Origin of the sequence: Pseudomonas sp. R1-7, assembly GCF_051132105.1 — a bacterium.
In the GTDB taxonomy this organism is placed as follows: Bacteria; Pseudomonadota; Gammaproteobacteria; order Pseudomonadales; family Pseudomonadaceae; genus Aquipseudomonas.
The window spans coordinates 5,696,722-5,712,339 of the sequence record NZ_CP071661.1; the positions used below are offsets into that span (position 1 = coordinate 5,696,722).

General features: G+C 59.8%; 15 protein-coding genes. 3 read left to right on the forward strand and 12 right to left on the reverse strand.

Going from position 1 to position 15,618, the window contains the following annotated elements; translation table 11 throughout:
* Window positions 1-122: 122 nt before the first annotated feature.
* The 4 genes from J3P79_RS25785 to J3P79_RS25800 form a co-directional block, all read right to left on the reverse strand.
* Window positions 123-1,220, reverse strand: a complete 1,098-nt coding sequence (locus tag J3P79_RS25785; RefSeq protein ID WP_434611611.1) for a polyamine ABC transporter substrate-binding protein — start codon at window positions 1,218-1,220, stop codon at window positions 123-125.
* 199 nt (window positions 1,221-1,419) lie between these two features.
* Window positions 1,420-2,784: an aspartate aminotransferase family protein gene (locus J3P79_RS25790; RefSeq protein WP_434606732.1), complete on the reverse strand. Its 1,365-nt coding sequence runs from the start codon at window positions 2,782-2,784 to the stop codon at window positions 1,420-1,422.
* A gap of 56 nt (window positions 2,785-2,840) precedes the next feature.
* A complete protein-coding gene (locus J3P79_RS25795) occupies window positions 2,841-4,199 on the reverse strand; it encodes a glutamine synthetase family protein (RefSeq protein ID WP_434606734.1) in 1,359 nt (452 codons plus the stop codon).
* Window positions 4,200-4,239: 40 nt separating this feature from the next.
* Window positions 4,240-5,016 (reverse strand): gamma-glutamyl-gamma-aminobutyrate hydrolase family protein, encoded by a 777-nt coding sequence (locus tag J3P79_RS25800; protein ID WP_434606736.1) that lies wholly within the window; start codon window positions 5,014-5,016, stop codon window positions 4,240-4,242.
* Between the two features lie 278 nt (window positions 5,017-5,294).
* Here J3P79_RS25800 and J3P79_RS25805 point away from each other — a divergent pair, with 278 nt between their 5' ends.
* Window positions 5,295-6,671: a glutamine synthetase family protein gene (locus J3P79_RS25805; RefSeq protein ID WP_434606738.1), complete on the forward strand. Its 1,377-nt coding sequence runs from the start codon at window positions 5,295-5,297 to the stop codon at window positions 6,669-6,671.
* 239 nt (window positions 6,672-6,910) lie between these two features.
* Window positions 6,911-7,543 (forward strand): TetR/AcrR family transcriptional regulator, encoded by a 633-nt coding sequence (locus tag J3P79_RS25810; protein WP_434606739.1) that lies wholly within the window; start codon window positions 6,911-6,913, stop codon window positions 7,541-7,543.
* 75 nt (window positions 7,544-7,618) lie between these two features.
* Here the strand turns inward: J3P79_RS25810 and J3P79_RS25815 are convergent, their stop codons facing one another.
* The 7 genes from J3P79_RS25815 to J3P79_RS25845 all read right to left on the reverse strand — a co-directional run bounded on the left by J3P79_RS25815 (window position 7,619) and on the right by J3P79_RS25845 (window position 13,122).
* Window positions 7,619-7,834 (reverse strand): TOBE domain-containing protein, encoded by a 216-nt coding sequence (locus tag J3P79_RS25815; protein WP_003177394.1) that lies wholly within the window; start codon window positions 7,832-7,834, stop codon window positions 7,619-7,621.
* Window positions 7,835-7,859: 25 nt separating this feature from the next.
* Window positions 7,860-8,666: an aliphatic sulfonates ABC transporter ATP-binding protein gene (gene ssuB / locus J3P79_RS25820; protein WP_434606741.1), complete on the reverse strand. Its 807-nt coding sequence runs from the start codon at window positions 8,664-8,666 to the stop codon at window positions 7,860-7,862.
* The gene (gene ssuC / locus J3P79_RS25825; RefSeq protein WP_434606743.1) at window positions 8,663-9,445 is read right to left on the reverse strand and encodes an aliphatic sulfonate ABC transporter permease SsuC; all 783 of its coding nucleotides are present in this window, start codon (window positions 9,443-9,445) and stop codon (window positions 8,663-8,665) included. Before ssuC ends, ssuB begins: the two co-directional genes overlap by 4 nt.
* Before the next feature lie 7 nt (window positions 9,446-9,452).
* Complete coding sequence (gene ssuD / locus J3P79_RS25830) at window positions 9,453-10,601, reverse strand: FMNH2-dependent alkanesulfonate monooxygenase (RefSeq protein ID WP_434606745.1); 1,149 nt, start codon at window positions 10,599-10,601, stop codon at window positions 9,453-9,455.
* Window positions 10,602-10,625: 24 nt separating this feature from the next.
* Window positions 10,626-11,591 (reverse strand): sulfonate ABC transporter substrate-binding protein, encoded by a 966-nt coding sequence (locus tag J3P79_RS25835; RefSeq protein ID WP_434606747.1) that lies wholly within the window; start codon window positions 11,589-11,591, stop codon window positions 10,626-10,628.
* Window positions 11,592-11,681: 90 nt separating this feature from the next.
* A complete protein-coding gene (gene ssuE, locus J3P79_RS25840) occupies window positions 11,682-12,275 on the reverse strand; it encodes an NADPH-dependent FMN reductase (RefSeq protein WP_434606749.1) in 594 nt (197 codons plus the stop codon).
* Window positions 12,276-12,483: 208 nt separating this feature from the next.
* On the reverse strand, window positions 12,484-13,122 hold the full coding sequence (locus tag J3P79_RS25845; protein ID WP_003206652.1) for a peroxiredoxin: 639 nt from the start codon (window positions 13,120-13,122) through the stop codon (window positions 12,484-12,486).
* A 432-nt stretch (window positions 13,123-13,554) separates the two neighbouring features.
* Here J3P79_RS25845 and hepT point away from each other — a divergent pair, with 432 nt between their 5' ends.
* Window positions 13,555-13,983: a type VII toxin-antitoxin system HepT family RNase toxin gene (hepT, locus tag J3P79_RS25850; protein ID WP_434606751.1), complete on the forward strand. Its 429-nt coding sequence runs from the start codon at window positions 13,555-13,557 to the stop codon at window positions 13,981-13,983.
* Window positions 13,984-14,067: 84 nt separating this feature from the next.
* Here hepT and J3P79_RS25855 read toward each other — a convergent pair whose 3' ends face one another.
* Window positions 14,068-15,387, reverse strand: a complete 1,320-nt coding sequence (locus J3P79_RS25855; RefSeq protein ID WP_434606753.1) for an OprD family outer membrane porin — start codon at window positions 15,385-15,387, stop codon at window positions 14,068-14,070.
* Window positions 15,388-15,618 lie beyond the last annotated feature (231 nt).

A 15,618-nucleotide genomic window follows, 5' to 3' on the forward strand; every position in this document is an offset into this window, starting at 1 on the left:
GCAACAAAACCGGCGCGCAACTTACCCTCGATAAACCGATCCAGCAAAACTTTTAATTATTTAATTGCTCCGGTTGACGCCGCCGCGGGGGCGGCGACAACCGGAGCGTGCTTCAAGCCGGTTTATTTACCGGATTTGATCTTGGTCCAGCTGCGGGTCAGGATCCGCTGGGTTGCCGACGGCAGGTCGGCGATGGCGTACAGCTTGGCCTTCACTTCGTCCGATGGATAGATGCTCGGGTCACCGGAGATTTCCTTGTCCACCAGCGCGGTGGCGGCCTTGTTGCCATTCGGGAAACGCACGTTGTCGGTGATCTCCGCCATGATTTCCGGCTGCATGATGAAGTTCATCCACTTGTAGGCGGCTTCGACGTTTTCAGCATCCTTGGGAATGGCAACCATGTCGTAGAACGAACCGGCACCTTCCTTCGGAATGGTGTAGGCCACTTTCACCTTGCCGCCAGCCTCGGCCGCACGGCTCTTGGATTGCTCGATATCACCCGAGTAACCCACGGCCACGCAGATGTTGCCGTTGGCCAGGTCCGAGATGTATTTGGAAGAGTGGAAGTAACCGATCGATGGGCGCAGCTTGAGGAACAGTGCTTCGGCTTCAGCCAGTTGCTTCTTGTCCTGACTGTCGGTCGGGTAACCGAGGTAATGCAGGGCCACCGGAATCATTTCGGTTGGCGAATCGAGGAAGCTCACACCGCAGCTCTTGAGCTTGGCGATGTTCTCGGGCTTGAGCAGCGTGTCCCAGGAATCGATCTTGTCGACGCCCAGCGCGGCCTTGACCTTCTCGGGGTTGTAACCGATGCCGATGGTGCCCCACATGTAAGGGAAGGCGTGTTTGTTGCCTTGGTCGCTGGCATCGCCGACAGCCTTGAGCAAGTCGGTGTCCAGGTTTTTCCAGTTCGGCAGCTTGGACTTGTCCAGCTCCTGGTAGACGCCGGCCTTGATCTGCTTGGCGAGGAAGTTGTTCGACGGCACTACGACGTCATAGCCAGACTTGCCGGCCAGCAACTTGGCTTCCAGCGTCTCGTTGCTGTCGAACACGTCGTAGACGACCTTGATCCCCGTTTCTTTCTCGAACTTGGCGACCGTGTCCGGCGCGATGTAGTCGGACCAGTTATAGACGTGCAGTACTTTGTCGTCCGCTTGGACGGCGCCCGCCATCACGCCCATCAGGGACATGGCGAGGAGGGTCTTGCCAGCTATCTTCATACCTAATGTCTTCATGCCTAATGCCTTCATGAAAAAGTGCTCCAATTATTCTTCTTGGCCACGGTTCAGTAGCCGGCTCTCTGGCAACTTGAACAGCGGGGGTAGTCTGGCAAGTTACAGGCCAGGCTTTCAACACAAGCCCAGCCTTTTATTCTCGCTGGGCGAGGCCCTTGCAGACACCTCGCTCAGAGCCTAGCACTTAGCCCTGCAACGCACTGAGCGTCAGGTCCAGGCAATGCCGCGCCTTGGCCACCAACTCGTCGATCTCGGCCTTGCTGATCACCAGCGGCGGCGCAATGATCATCGTGTCCCCCACCGCGCGCATGATCAGGCCGTTATCGAAGCAGAACTGCCGGCAGATCATGCCCACGCCCTTGCCTTCATAGCGTTTGCGCGTGGCCTTGTCCTGCACCAGCTCGATCGCCCCCAGCAAGCCGACACCGCGCACCTCACCCACCAGCGGATGATCGTTCAGTTCCCGCAGGCGTTGTTGCAAATAGGGTGCCGTTTCGCCGTGGACACGCTCGATGATCTTTTCTTCTCGCAGGATGCGGATGTTTTCCAGGGCCACTGCGGCGGCGACGGGGTGACCGGAGTAAGTGAAGCCATGGTTGAAGTCACCCCCCTCGTTGAGCACCTCGACCACATCGTCGCGCACGATCAGGCCACCCATGGGGATGTAACCAGAGGTCAGGCCCTTGGCGATGGTCATCATGTGCGGTTTCAACCCGTAGAAGTCGGTACCGAACCACTCACCGGTACGCCCGAAACCACAGATGACCTCGTCGGCCACGAACAGGATGTCGTACTTGGCGAGGATTTCCTTCATGCGCGGCCAGTAGCTGTCCGGCGGCACGATCACACCGCCCGCGCCCTGGATCGGCTCGGCGATGAACGCGCCGACATTGTCCACGCCGATTTCGAGGATCTTTTCTTCCAACTGGTTCGCCGCCCAGATGCCGAACTCTTCAGGGCTCATGTCGCCGCCTTCACCGAACCAGTAAGGTTGGGCGATGTGGACAATGCCCGGGATCGGCAGATCGCCTTGCTCGTGCATATACGTCATACCACCCAGGCTCGCGCCGGCCACGGTCGAACCGTGATAACCGTTCTTGCGGCTGATGATGACTTTTTTGTTCGGCTGGCCCTTGATCGCCCAGTAGTGGCGGACCATGCGCAACATGGTGTCGTTGCCTTCCGAGCCGGAGCCGGTGAAGAACACGTGGTTCATCCCTTCCGGGGCGATATTGGCGATGGCCTTGGACAATTCCAGTACCGGCGGGTGGGCGGTCTGGAAGAACAGGTTGTAGTACGGCAGCTCCCGCATTTGCTGGCTGGCGGCGTCCGCCAACTCATCGCGGCCGTAGCCGACGGCCACGCACCAGAGGCCGGCCATGCCGTCGAGGATCTTGTTGCCTTCACTGTCCCAGAGGTACACGCCCTTGGCGTGAGTGATGATGCGCGGGCCTTTCTCTTTAAGCTGTTTGAAGTCGCTGAACGGCGCCAGGTGGTGATCGTTGCTCAAGGCCTGCCATTCACGGGTTTGCGGGTTGTTGCGGGTCATGCGAATTCTCCTTTATTCCATTTGGGGGCGGGGCTTGTGCAGCCCCGCCCGGCGCTTCAGACGGCAAAGAGCAGGAATTCCCGCTCCCACGAACTGATGACGCGCTTGAAGTTTTCATGCTCGGCCCGCTTGACCGCGACGTAGCCTGTGATGAATTTCTTGCCCAGGTATTTCTCGATGGTGGTGCTGTTTTCCATGCGTTCCAGCGCGTCTTCGATGGTCAGCGGCAGGCGCAGGTTGCGGCGCTCATACCCACGACCCACCACTGGCGCGCTCGGGCTGATGCCTTCGACCATGCCGATGTAGCCACACAACAGGCTCGCAGCAATCGCCAGGTACGGGTTGGCGTCGGCGCCCGGCAAGCGGTTTTCCACCCGACGGTTCTGCGGCCCGGCATCCGGCACGCGCAGGCCCACGGTGCGGTTCTCTTCGCCCCACTCCACGTTCACCGGCGCCGAGGTGTCGGGCAGGAAGCGGCGGAACGAGTTGACGTTGGGCGCGAACAGCGGCAACAGCTCGGGGATGAATTTCTGCAGGCCACCAATGTGATGCAGGAACAACTCGCTCATGGTCCCGTCTTCATTGGAGAAGACGTTCTTGCCGGTTTCCTTGTCGATGATGCTCTGGTGCAAATGCATCGCACTGCCCGGCTCGCCGGTCATGGGCTTGGCCATGAACGTGGCGGCCACGTCGTGCTTGAGCGCCGCCTCGCGCATGGTGCGCTTGAACACCAGGATCTGGTCGGCCAGGGACAGCGCGTCGCCGTGACGGAAGTTGATCTCCATCTGCGCGGTGCCGTCCTCGTGGATCAGCGTGTCGAGGTCCAGCTCCTGCAATTCGCACCAGTCATAGACGTCTTCGAACAACGGGTCGAATTCGTTTGCGGCTTCGATCGAGAACGACTGGCGACCGGTTTCCGGGCGACCGGAACGACCAATCGGCGGCTGCAGCGGAAAGTCGGGGTCGTCGCTGCGCTTGGTCAGGTAGAACTCCATTTCCGGTGCGACAATCGGCTGCCAGCCCTTGTCCGCGTAGAGCTTGAGCACCTTCTTCAGTACGTTGCGCGGCGACAGCTCGATGGGGTTGCCCTGCTTGTCGTAGGAGTCATGGATCACCTGTGCGGTAGGCTCGATGGCCCAGGGCACAAGGAAGACTGCGTTTTCGTCCGGGCGGCACATCATGTCGATGTCGGCAGGGTCGAGCAGTTCGTAATAGATGTCGTCTTCGACATAGTCGCCCGTGACGGTCTGGAGCAGGACGCTCTCGGGCAGGCGCATGCCTTTTTCGGCAATGAACTTGTTGGTCGGCGAGATCTTGCCCCGGGTGATGCCGGTCAGGTCGCCAATCATGCATTCGACTTCTGTGATCTTGTGGTCTTTCAACCAATCGGTGAGCTGGTCGAGGTTGTTACTCATAAATGCCTCTAGGCGTGAGTTTCCTGGCTGCTATTAGTAGTCAGGCGTTGTTTGACGCATCGGCGTCGCGTTGTGTTGCCCTTGCTCGGCAGGCATCGCCAAACGCCTGGAAGATTGCAAGGTAGTACGGATTAGAGCCTACCGCCCATTCCGGGTGCCATTGCACACCTAAAGCAAAAGCCTTGCCTTGTGCCACTGAAACGGCCTCGACCAGGCCATCCGGCGCGAGGGCTTCGGCCCGCAATCCCGGTGCCAGTCGCTCGATGCCCTGGCTGTGGATCGAGTTGACATCGATCTGCGGCGGCAGGCCCAGGCCCGCCAGGACGCCACCGGGCTGGATTTGCACGGCATGGGCCGGCCCATATTGGACCTCTACCGGCTGGGTGTCGTCTTCACGATGATCGACGAAGGTTCCGACTTCATGAACTTTCTGATGCAGGCTGCCGCCAAAGGCTACGTTCATTTCCTGGAAACCACGGCAGATGCCCAGCACCGGGACGCCCGCGTCGACAGCGGCGCGGATCAGCGGGAGGGTGATGGCGTCCCGTGCAGGATCATGGGCGGTGCCTGGCGCGCTGGCTGGTCCTTGGTAGTGAAAAGGTTCTACATTGGAAGGAGAGCCGGTAAAGAGAATACCGTCCAGGGCGTCCAGAATATCGGACGGTGCGAACAGATCCGCCAGGGACGGGATCAGCATCGGCAGGCCCTTGGCGGCTGTCGCGACAGCCCGGGCATATTTGTCGCCAGCGGTGTGATACGCATGCAAACCGATCTGCCTGGAGCAGGTGGTGACGCCGATTAACGGCAGGCGAGACATGAAGCACCCCGGTATTATTGCTGTTATGGGTTTGAATCGAGCTTAGCCTTGTTCATTTTTTTACACAACACCCCCGTAAAAAATACAACACGGCACGCTCAAGCCTGCGGGCGCCAAGGCCTTCAAAGGGAAAAAAATGCCCCAAATTGCCTCAAAAAAGCCCCTCGGGTGCTTTTTTAGGGCAAAAAAGGCCCTGCTTGACTTCGGCATGCCGTTCGGGTTGACTGGCTTTCGAAGAGATCAATGATTGATATTTTTAACAACAAAGGTGTTGCATCATGTCGGTACCCCCGCGTGCCGTTCAGCTTAACGAAGCGAACGCGTTCCTTAAGGAACATCCTGAGGTTCTGTACGTTGACCTTCTGATTGCGGATATGAATGGTGTGGTGCGCGGCAAGCGCATCGAACGCACCAGCCTCCACAAGGTTTACGAGAAAGGCATCAACCTGCCGGCCTCTCTATTTGCCCTGGATATCAACGGCTCGACGGTGGAAAGCACCGGCCTGGGCCTGGACATCGGCGATGCCGACCGCATCTGCTATCCCATCCCCGGCACCCTGAGCAATGAACCCTGGCAGAAGCGCCCCACCGCGCAACTGCTGATGACCATGCACGAACTTGAAGGCGATCCGTTCTTCGCCGACCCTCGGGAAGTCCTGCGCCAGGTCGTGACCAAGTTCGATGAACTGGGCCTGACCATTTGCGCCGCGTTCGAGCTGGAGTTCTACCTGATCGACCAGGAGAACGTGAATGGCCGCCCGCAACCGCCCCGCTCGCCGATTTCCGGCAAACGCCCGCATTCGACCCAGGTCTACCTGATCGATGACCTCGACGAATATGTCGACTGCCTCCAGGACATCCTGGAAGGTGCGAAGGAGCAAGGCATCCCCGCCGACGCCATCGTCAAGGAAAGTGCCCCGGCGCAGTTCGAAGTGAACCTGCACCACGTCGCCGACCCGATCAAGGCCTGCGACTACGCAGTCCTGCTCAAGCGCCTGATCAAGAACATCGCCTACGACCATGAGATGGACACCACCTTCATGGCCAAGCCGTATCCAGGCCAGGCAGGTAATGGTTTACACGTCCACATTTCGATCCTGGACAAAGACGGCAAGAATATCTTTGCCAGCGAGGATCCCGAGCAGAACGCCGCACTGCGTCACGCGATCGGCGGTGTGCTCGAGACCCTGCCCGCGCAGATGGCTTTCCTCTGCCCGAACGTCAACTCCTACCGCCGTTTCGGCGCACAGTTCTACGTGCCGAACTCACCGACCTGGGGCCTGGACAACCGCACCGTGGCGCTGCGCGTACCCACCGGCTCCGCCGATGCCGTGCGCCTGGAACACCGTGTCGCCGGCGCCGACGCCAACCCGTACCTGTTGATGGCAGCGGTACTGGCGGGCGTGCACCACGGCCTGGTCAACAAGATCGAGCCCGGCGCGCCGGTCGAAGGCAACAGCTACGAGCAGAACGAGCAGAGCCTGCCGAACAACTTGCGCGATGCCCTGCGTGAATTGGACGACAGCGAAGTCATGGCCAAGTACATCGATCCGAAGTACATCGATATCTTCGTGGCCTGCAAGGAAAGCGAGCTGGAGGAGTTCGAACACTCCATCTCCGACCTCGAGTACAACTGGTACCTGCATACCGTTTAAGCGGTGGCTGTAGAACGAAACGCCGCAGGTCATATGGCCTGCGGCGTTTTTTTTGTATTTGGGTGGAGGGCCGCCTTCGGCGGATCGCGAGCATGCTCGCTCCCACAGGGATTTTCAGCGCACATGATTCAAGGGGCACCGCACACTCAATGTGGGAGCGAACTTGCTCGCGATGACGGCCTGGCAGACAACACCAGACCCGACTCGTACAATGCCCGGCAGCCCCGCAGGAGACATCCATGACGCGCATCGCCACCCCTCGCAAACCCCGCGCACGCAGCCAGGCCCGGATCGATACCATTCTCGATGCCGCCCGTACGCTGCTTGCCACCGAAGGCGTGGCCAGCCTGTCGATCTACAGCGTCGCCGAACGCGCCGGGATCCCGCCCTCCTCCGTCTATCACTTTTTCGCCAGCGTCCCGGCCCTGCTCGAAGCCCTGACCGCTGACGTCCACGCGGCCTTTCGTGCCTGCCTGCAAGCGCCGATCGACCACGCGGCGCTTAACCACTGGCATGACCTGTCACGGCTGGTGGAACAAAGGATGCTGGTGATCTACAGCGAGGACGCCGCCGCGCGGCAATTGATCCTGACCCAGCATGGCCTCACAGAGGTCACCCAGGCCGACCGCCAGCACGACGTTGAGCTGGGCGCGCTGATGCATACCGTCTTCGCCCGGCATTTCGAGCTGCCGACACTGCCATCCGACGTCGACGTGTTCGCCCTGGCCATGGAGCTGGGCGACCGCGTCTACGCCCGCTCGGTACAGCAACACGGACAAATCACCCCGCGCCTGGCCGAAGAAGGCATGCGGGTGTTCGACGCGTACCTGGGGTTGTATCTGCCGCCGTACCTGCCAAAGCGCTCGGATTGATCGTACCCACGCAAAGCGTGGGAACGATAAGCCCCAGAAGACTCAAGCCATCCGGGGCTGCGGGTGAAACACCGCTCACAACTTGGCGATAGACACCTCGGTTGATTTGACGAAGGCAATCACCTCGCTGCCGATCGCCAGTTCCAGCTCTTTCACCGAGCGGGTGGTGATGACCGATGTGACGATGCCCGAAGCGGTCTGCACGTCGATTTCCGACAGCACATCGCCTTCGACGATTTCCTTGATGGTGCCTTTGAACTGGTTGCGGACGTTGATGGCTTTGATGGTCATGGTGTCGATTCCTGTCTGGATGAAGTTATTGCGCCCAACGCAATTGCGTAGGCAAGGGTGAAACGGGTTCGGGTGCCGGCGGTTGGCCGGGCAAGGACAGCACACGGTTGAGGACTTCGGTTTCCAGGCTCGCCAGGCGATGCGAGCCGCGAGCGCGGGGGCGTGGCAGGTCGATGGTCAGGTCGAGGCCGATCTGGCCGTCCTCGATCAGGATGACCCGATCGGCAATCGCCACCGCTTCGCTGACGTCGTGGGTCACCAACAGCACCGTGAAGCCGTGTTGCAGCCACAAGCGTTCGATCAATTGCTGCATCTCGATCCGGGTCAGGGCATCGAGCGCGCCCAGGGGTTCGTCGAGCAACAGCAGGCGCGGCTGGTGGATCAGCGCGCGGGCCAGCGCCACCCGTTGCTTCTGGCCACCGGACAACGACGCCGGCCATTCATGGGCGCGGTCCGCCAGGCCCACCGCATCCAGCGCCTGCAAGGCTTGTTGCCGCCAGTCACCCTTGAGCCCGAGGCCGACGTTGTCGATGACCTTTTTCCAGGGCAACAGGCGCGCTTCCTGGAACATCAGCCGGGTGTCTTCCCGTACAGCGCCCAGCGAAGCCGAGCCGGCCAACAACTGGCCGCCCGAGGGCTGTTCGAGGCCGGCGAGCAAGCGCAGCAAGGTGCTTTTACCGCAGCCACTGCGGCCGACCACCGCGACGAACTGCCCGGCCGGGATATGCAGGTCGATATCTCTCAATACCTGGCGCGCACCAAAGGTCTTTCGAAGATTGCGCACCGCCAGCGGAATGCCCCGCAGCAGGCGCGGTGGTTGTTGGGCGGTCATGCGACACCTCCCTTGTTCACTCGATAGGCCGGATGCCAGCGCAGCCAGACCCGTTCGAGGCCTCGGGCGGCGAGGTCGGCCAACTTGCCGAGCACGGCGTACAAGAGAATCGCCAGCACCACCACGTCGGTTTGCAGGAACTCCCGGGCATTCATCGCCAGGTAACCGATGCCGGCGCTGGCCGAAATGGTTTCCGCCACGATCAGCGTCAGCCACATGAACCCCAGGGCAAAGCGCACGCCCACCAGGATCGAAGGCAAGGCGCCCGGCAGGATCACCTGGCGAAACAGACTGAAACCGGACAAACCGTAGCTGCGAGACATTTCCACCAGCGCTGGGTCGACGTTACGGATCCCGTGATAGGTGTTGAGGTAGATGGGGAACAGCGTGCCCAGCGCCACCAGGAAAATCTTCGCCGACTCGTCGATGCCGAACCAAAGGATCACCAGTGGAATCAGCGCCAGGTGCGGGACGTTGCGGACCATTTGCACGGAGCTGTCCAGCAGTCGCTCGCCCCACTTCGACAGGCCGGTGATAAAGCCAAGGACAAGGCCGATGCCGCCGCCGATCAGGAAACCGACCGCTGCGCGCCAGCCGCTTATGGCCAGGTGAGTCCAGATTTCGCCGCTGCGCACCAGGCTCACACCGGCCTCGACCACCGCGACGGGCGCCGGCAGGATCCGCGTGGATAACCAGCCGGCCGATACCGACAATTGCCACGTTGCCAGCAACAGCAGCGGCAGCGCCCACGGCGCGAGGTTGTGGATAGTTTTCCTCATGGCCGCCTCAACTCTGGGACGCGGCTTTAGGCAGGATGTGGTTGGCGACCATCTCGCCGAACGGGCTCACATAGCCTTGGCTTTTCGGCAGCTCCGGGCGTTCCACATCCAAGTGCGGGAATAGCAGCTCCGCCACCCGATAAGACTCTTCCAGGTGTGGATAACCCGAGAAGATGAACGTATCGATGCCCAGGTCGGCGTATTCCTTGACGCGCGCGGCCACGGTCGGGCCATCGCCCACCAGTGCCGTCCCGGCGCCACCACGCACCAGGCCGACACCGGCCCAGAGGTTGGGGCTGACCTCCAGCTTATCGCGACGACCGCCGTGCAACGCGACCATCCGTTGCTGGCCCACCGAGTCGAAGCGCGCCAGGGAAGCCTGGGCGCGGGCGATGGTTTCGTCGTCCAGGTGGGAGATCAAACGGTCGGCCGCTTGCCAGGCCTCCGCGCTGGTTTCACGCACGATCACATGCAGGCGAATGCCGAAGCGCACGGTGCGCCCCAGCTTCGCAGCCTTGGTCCGCACCTGTTGGATTTTTTCCGCGACGGCCGCCGGGGGCTCACCCCAGGTCAGCACCATTTCCACCTGTTCGGCGGCCAGATCCTGGGCCGCTTCCGACGAGCCGCCAAAGTACAGCGGCGGACGCGGTTGCTGGATCGGCGGATAGAGCAGCTTGGCGCCCTTCACGCTGATGTGCTCACCGTCGTAATCCACGGTCTCGCCTTCCAGTACCCGACGCCAGATTCGGGTGAACTCCACCGACGCTTGATAGCGTTGTTCATGATCGAGAAACAGTCCGTCGCCGGCCAGCTCATCCGGATCGCCGCCGGTAACCAGGTTGAACAGCGCACGTCCTCCCGATAGCCGATCCAAGGTTGCAGCCTGACGCGCCGCCACCGTCGGGGAAATGATCCCAGGGCGCAGGGCAACCAGGAACTTCAAGCGCTGGGTCACCGGAATCAGCGAAGCGGCCACCAGCCAGGAGTCTTCGCAGGAGCGCCCGGTAGGAATCAATACACCGCCGAAACCCAGCCGATCGGCGGCCTGGGCGATTTGCTGCAAGTAACCATGATCGACGGCGCGGGCACCTTCAGCGGTGCCAAGGTAATGACCGTCGCCGTGGGTGGGCAGGAACCAGAAAATGTTGAGGCTCATGGAGTGGTCTCCTAAGGAATCGAATTACTGCGCGTTCGCAACGGCCGCCGGCGGCGTCCAGATCACGTCCTTGATGCTCAAGGGCTTGGGAATCAACTTGAGCTGGTAGAAGCTGTCGGCGATTTTCTGCTGTGCCGAGACCACCTCCGGCGTGAGGAACAACGCCCCGTACCCTTGGCGTTTCATAGATGTCAGGGTGATGTCCGCCGGTAGGCCAAGCAGCGGTGATACCTGTTGGGTCACGTCTTCAGGGTTGGCCTTGGACCACTCCCCCACCGCCCGCACTTCTCCCACCAGGGCCGTGATCACCTGTGGATTTTTCTGCGTGTAGGGTTTGGTCGCGAGGTAGAACTGATGGTTGTCGACGATGCCTTTGCCGTCACGCAAGGTGCGGGCCTGCAATTGCTGTTCAGCCGCGGCCTGGTACGGATCCCAGATCACCCAGGCGTCCACGCTGCCGCGCTCGAACGCGGCACGGGCGTCAGCTGGCGGCAGGAAAACCGTCTGGATGTCGGAATATTCGAGGCCGGCCTCTTCCAATGCCCGTACCAGCAGGTAATGGACATTGGAGCCTTTGTTCAACACGACCTTCTTGCCCTTGAGGTCCTGCACCGACTGGATCGGCGAGCCCTTGGGCACCAGGATCGCCTCACTGTGGGGGGCCGGCGGTTCGTAGGCGACATAGAGCAAGTCCGCCCCGGCCGCCTGGGCAAACACCGGTGGAGTTTCACCGGTGACGCCAAAATCGATGGAGCCGACGTTCAAGCCTTCCAGAAGCTGGGGGCCGCCGGGAAATTCGGTCCATTGCACGTCGACGCCTTGGGCGGCGAGGCGTTTCTCCAACGTCCCCTTGGCCTTGAGCAGCACCAGCGTGCCGTACTTCTGATAGCCGATCCGCAAGGTTTCGGCTTGGGTTTGGGTAATGACGCCGAGGGACACAGCCGCAGCAAACAGAGCGACCAGCCCGCGACGCAAAATGACAGTGCGCATGGCGCCTCTCCTTTTTGCTGTGGGGTTTTGGCTGCACCTGCTTGGCCGTTGACGGCTGAGTAAGGTGGAGTTGAATCTGGGATGTAGCGGTCAAATGCTCCAGCGAGCGCTCAACAGACGTTCGTTCAATACACCGGGGTCCAGCGGCCTGGGCCGACGGGCCATGGCGCTGTAGAACTGTTCAAGCGCTTCGTCCAGGCGCTGTTGCAAGGCAGGCGTCAATTGCGCTTGGGCACTGCCTTCGCCATAGGCGATCTGGCTGTCTTCGGCAAAAATCCCATGGAGCATTTCCTGGGCCTTGAGCGCCGACAGCACCGGCTTCAGGGCGTAATCCACCGCCAGCATGTGGGCGATGCTGCCGCCGGTTGCCATCGGCAACACCACTTTGTGGGCCAGGGCCCGTTCCGGCAGCAGATCGAGTACGGTCTTCAGCGCACCGGAAAAAGACGCCTTGTACACCGGCGTGGCGATGAGCAAGCCATCGGCATTTTCAATCTGGGCCAGCAGATCAATCACTTTGGGACTGTCGAAACGGGCATGGAGCAGATCCTCGGCAGGGAAATCACGTACCTGATAATTCACCACCTCTACACCTTGCTGTTGTAACCAACGTTGCGAGCGCTCCAACAGCACTCCAGAACGGGAGCGCTGGCTGGGACTACCGCCGAGCGAAACAACCAACATGCCAACCATTCCTTAAAAGTCATGTGCGATTCGCGGTGGGCGATCTCGCTGGATGGGACAAACCATAACAGCGGCGGCATATATCTTTAAATCATATTTATTCATTTAGTTATTCTTTAAAGAGATAACAATTTGTTTTTCCTGGCGCAATAAAAAGGCCGTCGAAACGGCCAAAATCCTTTGGTGCACTGTCATTCCAGTGGGAGCGTCAACGATTAGGCTGCGGCGTCAGGCGCAAGTACGGCTTCACCGCGCGATAGCCCTTGGGAAAACGCTGCTTGAGTTCTTCTTCATCCTTGAGCGACGGCACGATTACCACTTCATCACCGTCCTGCCAGTTGGCCGGGGTGGCGACTTTATAGTTGTCGGTCAGTTGCAGGGAATCGATCACCCGCAGGATTTCGTTGAAATTGCGGCCGGTGCTCGCCGGATAGGTGATAGTCAGGCGGATCTTCTTGTTCGGGTCGATCACGAACAATGAGCGCACGGTCAAGGTGTCGCTGGCGTTGGGGTGAATCAGGTCGTACAGGTCCGACACCTTGCGGTCGGCATCAGCCAGGATCGGGAAGTTCACGACGGCATTCTGGGTTTCGTTGATGTCTTCGATCCACTTGTGGTGCGAATCCACCGGGTCTACCGACAGGGCGATGGCCTTGACGCCACGCTTGGCGAATTCGTCCTTGAGCTTGGCGGTGAGGCCCAGTTCGGTGGTGCACACCGGCGTGAAGTCCGCAGGGTGGGAGAACAGCACGCCCCAGCTATCGCCGAGCCATTCATGGAAGCGAATCTTGCCGGCGCTGGAATCCTGTTCGAAATCGGGGGCGATGTCGCCGAGTCTAAGGCTCATGGTGCGGCTCCTGGGTGGTTTTTATGAGCCCAAACTGTGCACCGCTTTTCATTGCTTTAAAAAGAATGAATACCCATTTATCTAGTTCATTAGGAAATATAAAAATCTGTTCACTGGTGCCGTAACGCATACCGGCCCAAGATCATTCCCGAGGTTTCGAGAAGGCCTCGAGTTGCTGAAAAGAGGAGAAGGTTCGGGAAAGGCTACAGGGGTGGGCCGGACCCGAAACGCAAAAGCCCCGCCCGGCGTGAATGCCGGGCGGGGCTTTTTTTGTTTTGTGTCTACGACACGGAAATTCTTGACGCGATTTCGAGACGAGCGGCTAGGATAGGCGGCATGAACGGGATTGTTCGAACGCGTCATTAGCGAAAAGACTGCGCTTGATGAGCGCTAGGGCAGGATTGCCCAAGAATATCCAGAAGGAAGGCAACAATGGCCGATGAGGTACTTATCAACAAAGCCGCAGGCATCGAGCGTGGCGTTGCCAGGGTGCGGGAGGAATACGAGAAGAACCCCGCTACTTTTGCCACCGACTTCACTCGCCAGGATTCGGCCGTCCTGAACATTCAGCGAGCCTGCGAAGCGGCGCTGGATATGGGACAGCATTTGATTCGCCGCGAGCGATTGGGTATCCCGCAAAGTGCCCGCGATACATTCCAGCTGCTTTTTCAAGGCGGCTGGATCGAAGAGGGCCTGGTGAAAAACCTGAAGAACATGGTGGGTTTCAGGAATATCGCCGTGCATGATTATCAAGCCCTGCAATTGCCGATCTTGGTGGCGATCATTACCGGGCACTTGGATGACTTCCTGGCGTTCAGCGCATTCATCCTGCGTAAGGACGCGATGGCCCCCAAAGAATAAAGCGATATCCGGCACGCTGAGCCAAAAACGCAAAAGCCCCGCCCGGCGTGATGCCGGGCGGGGCTTTTTTTACTTCGCTACGACTTACATGAAGCTGTAAGTGTAGTTGAAGATTACGCGAGTCTGATCCTGGTCATCACCCACACCGCCGCTGCGGTAGCTACCGTGACGCACGGTGGTACCGAAGCCTTTCAAAGCGCCCTGCTGGATGACGTAGTCGACACGCATGTCGCGTTCCCACTCGGAGTATTCGCTCGTGCCGGAGGCTGTTTTGACGTCGTCACCACGCAGGTAGGAAACGGCAGCTTTCAGCCCTGGAACGCCCAAGGAAGCGAAGTCATAGGAGTATTGACCGAAGGTGGTGTTTTCACCGGCACGGACAAACCCGTTGATCATGCTATCGGTGAACAGGTAGAAGCTTGCGCCACCAGCACCTTCAGGACGACCGTTGCTGTCAACCACGTTGCCCTGGTTCAGGTAGACAAAGCCACCGTCATCACCGACTTGCTGGTGACCCAACAGGAATGCGCTGCCACCCAGGGTGTAGGTGAACATGGCGCTCCAGGTCTTGTTATCGACCTCGCCCGGGTTCTTGGCATAGCCATTGTTGTTGTTGAAGCGATAGCCCGCGTCGCCGTTGCGGCCATCCGAACTGCTGTCGAAGTAGCGCAGGTCAGTCTTGAACGATTGGCCTTCGCTGATCGGGAAAACGTGCACCGCGCCCAGGAAGTGCTGCTTGTAGTAATCCTGCAGATTGGCGTAGTAGTACTGCAGCGTCAGGTCTTTGGTGACTTTCCAGTCAGCACCGGCGTAACGGAACTGGTTGCTTTCCTCGGTACCGCCCGCGACCGCCAGGCCAGTGCTGTTGCTCGATGCACGGCCGGTGGCGTGTTCCAACTGGCCAGCGTTGAACGTGACGTTGTCGAGATCCTTGGAGGTGATGGTGCCACCTTCAAAGGTCTGTGGCAGCAAACGGCTGTCGTTGGCAATCAGGATCGGCAGGTTAGGCGCCAGCGCACCACCGAGGTGAGCTTCGGTCTTGGAGAACAGTGCCTTTACGTTACCGGACAAACGGCTCCACTCATGGACCGCCGCACCATCTGTATCGGCTGGCATATAGGAACCAGCGTTACGGCCCTTGCCGCCATCGAGACGTACACCCACCAGCGCCTGGGCGTCAATACCGAAACCAACGGTGCCTTGCGTGAAGCCAGACTTGTAGTCGAACTTGAGGCCGGTGCCCGTTTCGCGCAGATCCTCGCTGCCCGTTTCACGGTTGTCGTTGTTGAAATACAACGTACGAGAACTGACAGACGCCTTGCTGTCTTCGATAAAACCAGCGGCGCCTGCCTGCTGCGCCAATACCCCAACGGCCACTGCCATGGCCAAGGTGGACTTCTTCATGTATCGCTCCTCTCGTTTTCTAATTCTTGTGTGTCTTCGGTTCCGGTTCGAACGCCCGGAATCCGCAGATGCGCGATTAGCGCCAGACCGTGACTGGCAAGTCAACCGTAAGCCTTTCGGACTACGACCAAGGTCTAACCCCGCGACACCGGCCCGAAGAATAAAGGATTCTTAATAAATCCAAATAGAATTGTTTCAGCAGTTTTCAGCGCATTTTGACATAAGAGTGCC

Excerpts from the sequence above, each read along its gene's own strand:
- J3P79_RS25855 (WP_434606753.1), bottom strand. The coding sequence starts at position 15,387 with ATGAAGAAGTCCACCTTGGCCATGGCAGTGGCCGTTGGGGTATTGGCG.
- ssuE (WP_434606749.1), bottom strand. The coding sequence starts at position 12,275 with ATGTTGGTTGTTTCGCTCGGCGGTAGTCCCAGCCAGCGCTCCCGTTCT.
- ssuB (WP_434606741.1), bottom strand. The coding sequence starts at position 8,666 with ATGACCGCCCAACAACCACCGCGCCTGCTGCGGGGCATTCCGCTGGCG.
- J3P79_RS25835 (WP_434606747.1), bottom strand. The coding sequence starts at position 11,591 with ATGCGCACTGTCATTTTGCGTCGCGGGCTGGTCGCTCTGTTTGCTGCG.
- J3P79_RS25805 (WP_434606738.1), top strand. The coding sequence starts at position 5,295 with ATGTCGGTACCCCCGCGTGCCGTTCAGCTTAACGAAGCGAACGCGTTC.
- J3P79_RS25795 (WP_434606734.1), bottom strand. The coding sequence starts at position 4,199 with ATGAGTAACAACCTCGACCAGCTCACCGATTGGTTGAAAGACCACAAG.
- J3P79_RS25800 (WP_434606736.1), bottom strand. The coding sequence starts at position 5,016 with ATGTCTCGCCTGCCGTTAATCGGCGTCACCACCTGCTCCAGGCAGATC.
- ssuD (WP_434606745.1), bottom strand. The coding sequence starts at position 10,601 with ATGAGCCTCAACATTTTCTGGTTCCTGCCCACCCACGGCGACGGTCAT.
- hepT (WP_434606751.1), top strand. The coding sequence starts at position 13,555 with ATGGCCGATGAGGTACTTATCAACAAAGCCGCAGGCATCGAGCGTGGC.
- J3P79_RS25785 (WP_434611611.1), bottom strand. The coding sequence starts at position 1,220 with ATGAAGATAGCTGGCAAGACCCTCCTCGCCATGTCCCTGATGGGCGTG.
- J3P79_RS25815 (WP_003177394.1), bottom strand. The coding sequence starts at position 7,834 with ATGACCATCAAAGCCATCAACGTCCGCAACCAGTTCAAAGGCACCATC.
- J3P79_RS25790 (WP_434606732.1), bottom strand. The coding sequence starts at position 2,784 with ATGACCCGCAACAACCCGCAAACCCGTGAATGGCAGGCCTTGAGCAAC.
- J3P79_RS25845 (WP_003206652.1), bottom strand. The coding sequence starts at position 13,122 with ATGAGCCTTAGACTCGGCGACATCGCCCCCGATTTCGAACAGGATTCC.
- J3P79_RS25810 (WP_434606739.1), top strand. The coding sequence starts at position 6,911 with ATGACGCGCATCGCCACCCCTCGCAAACCCCGCGCACGCAGCCAGGCC.
- ssuC (WP_434606743.1), bottom strand. The coding sequence starts at position 9,445 with ATGAGGAAAACTATCCACAACCTCGCGCCGTGGGCGCTGCCGCTGCTG.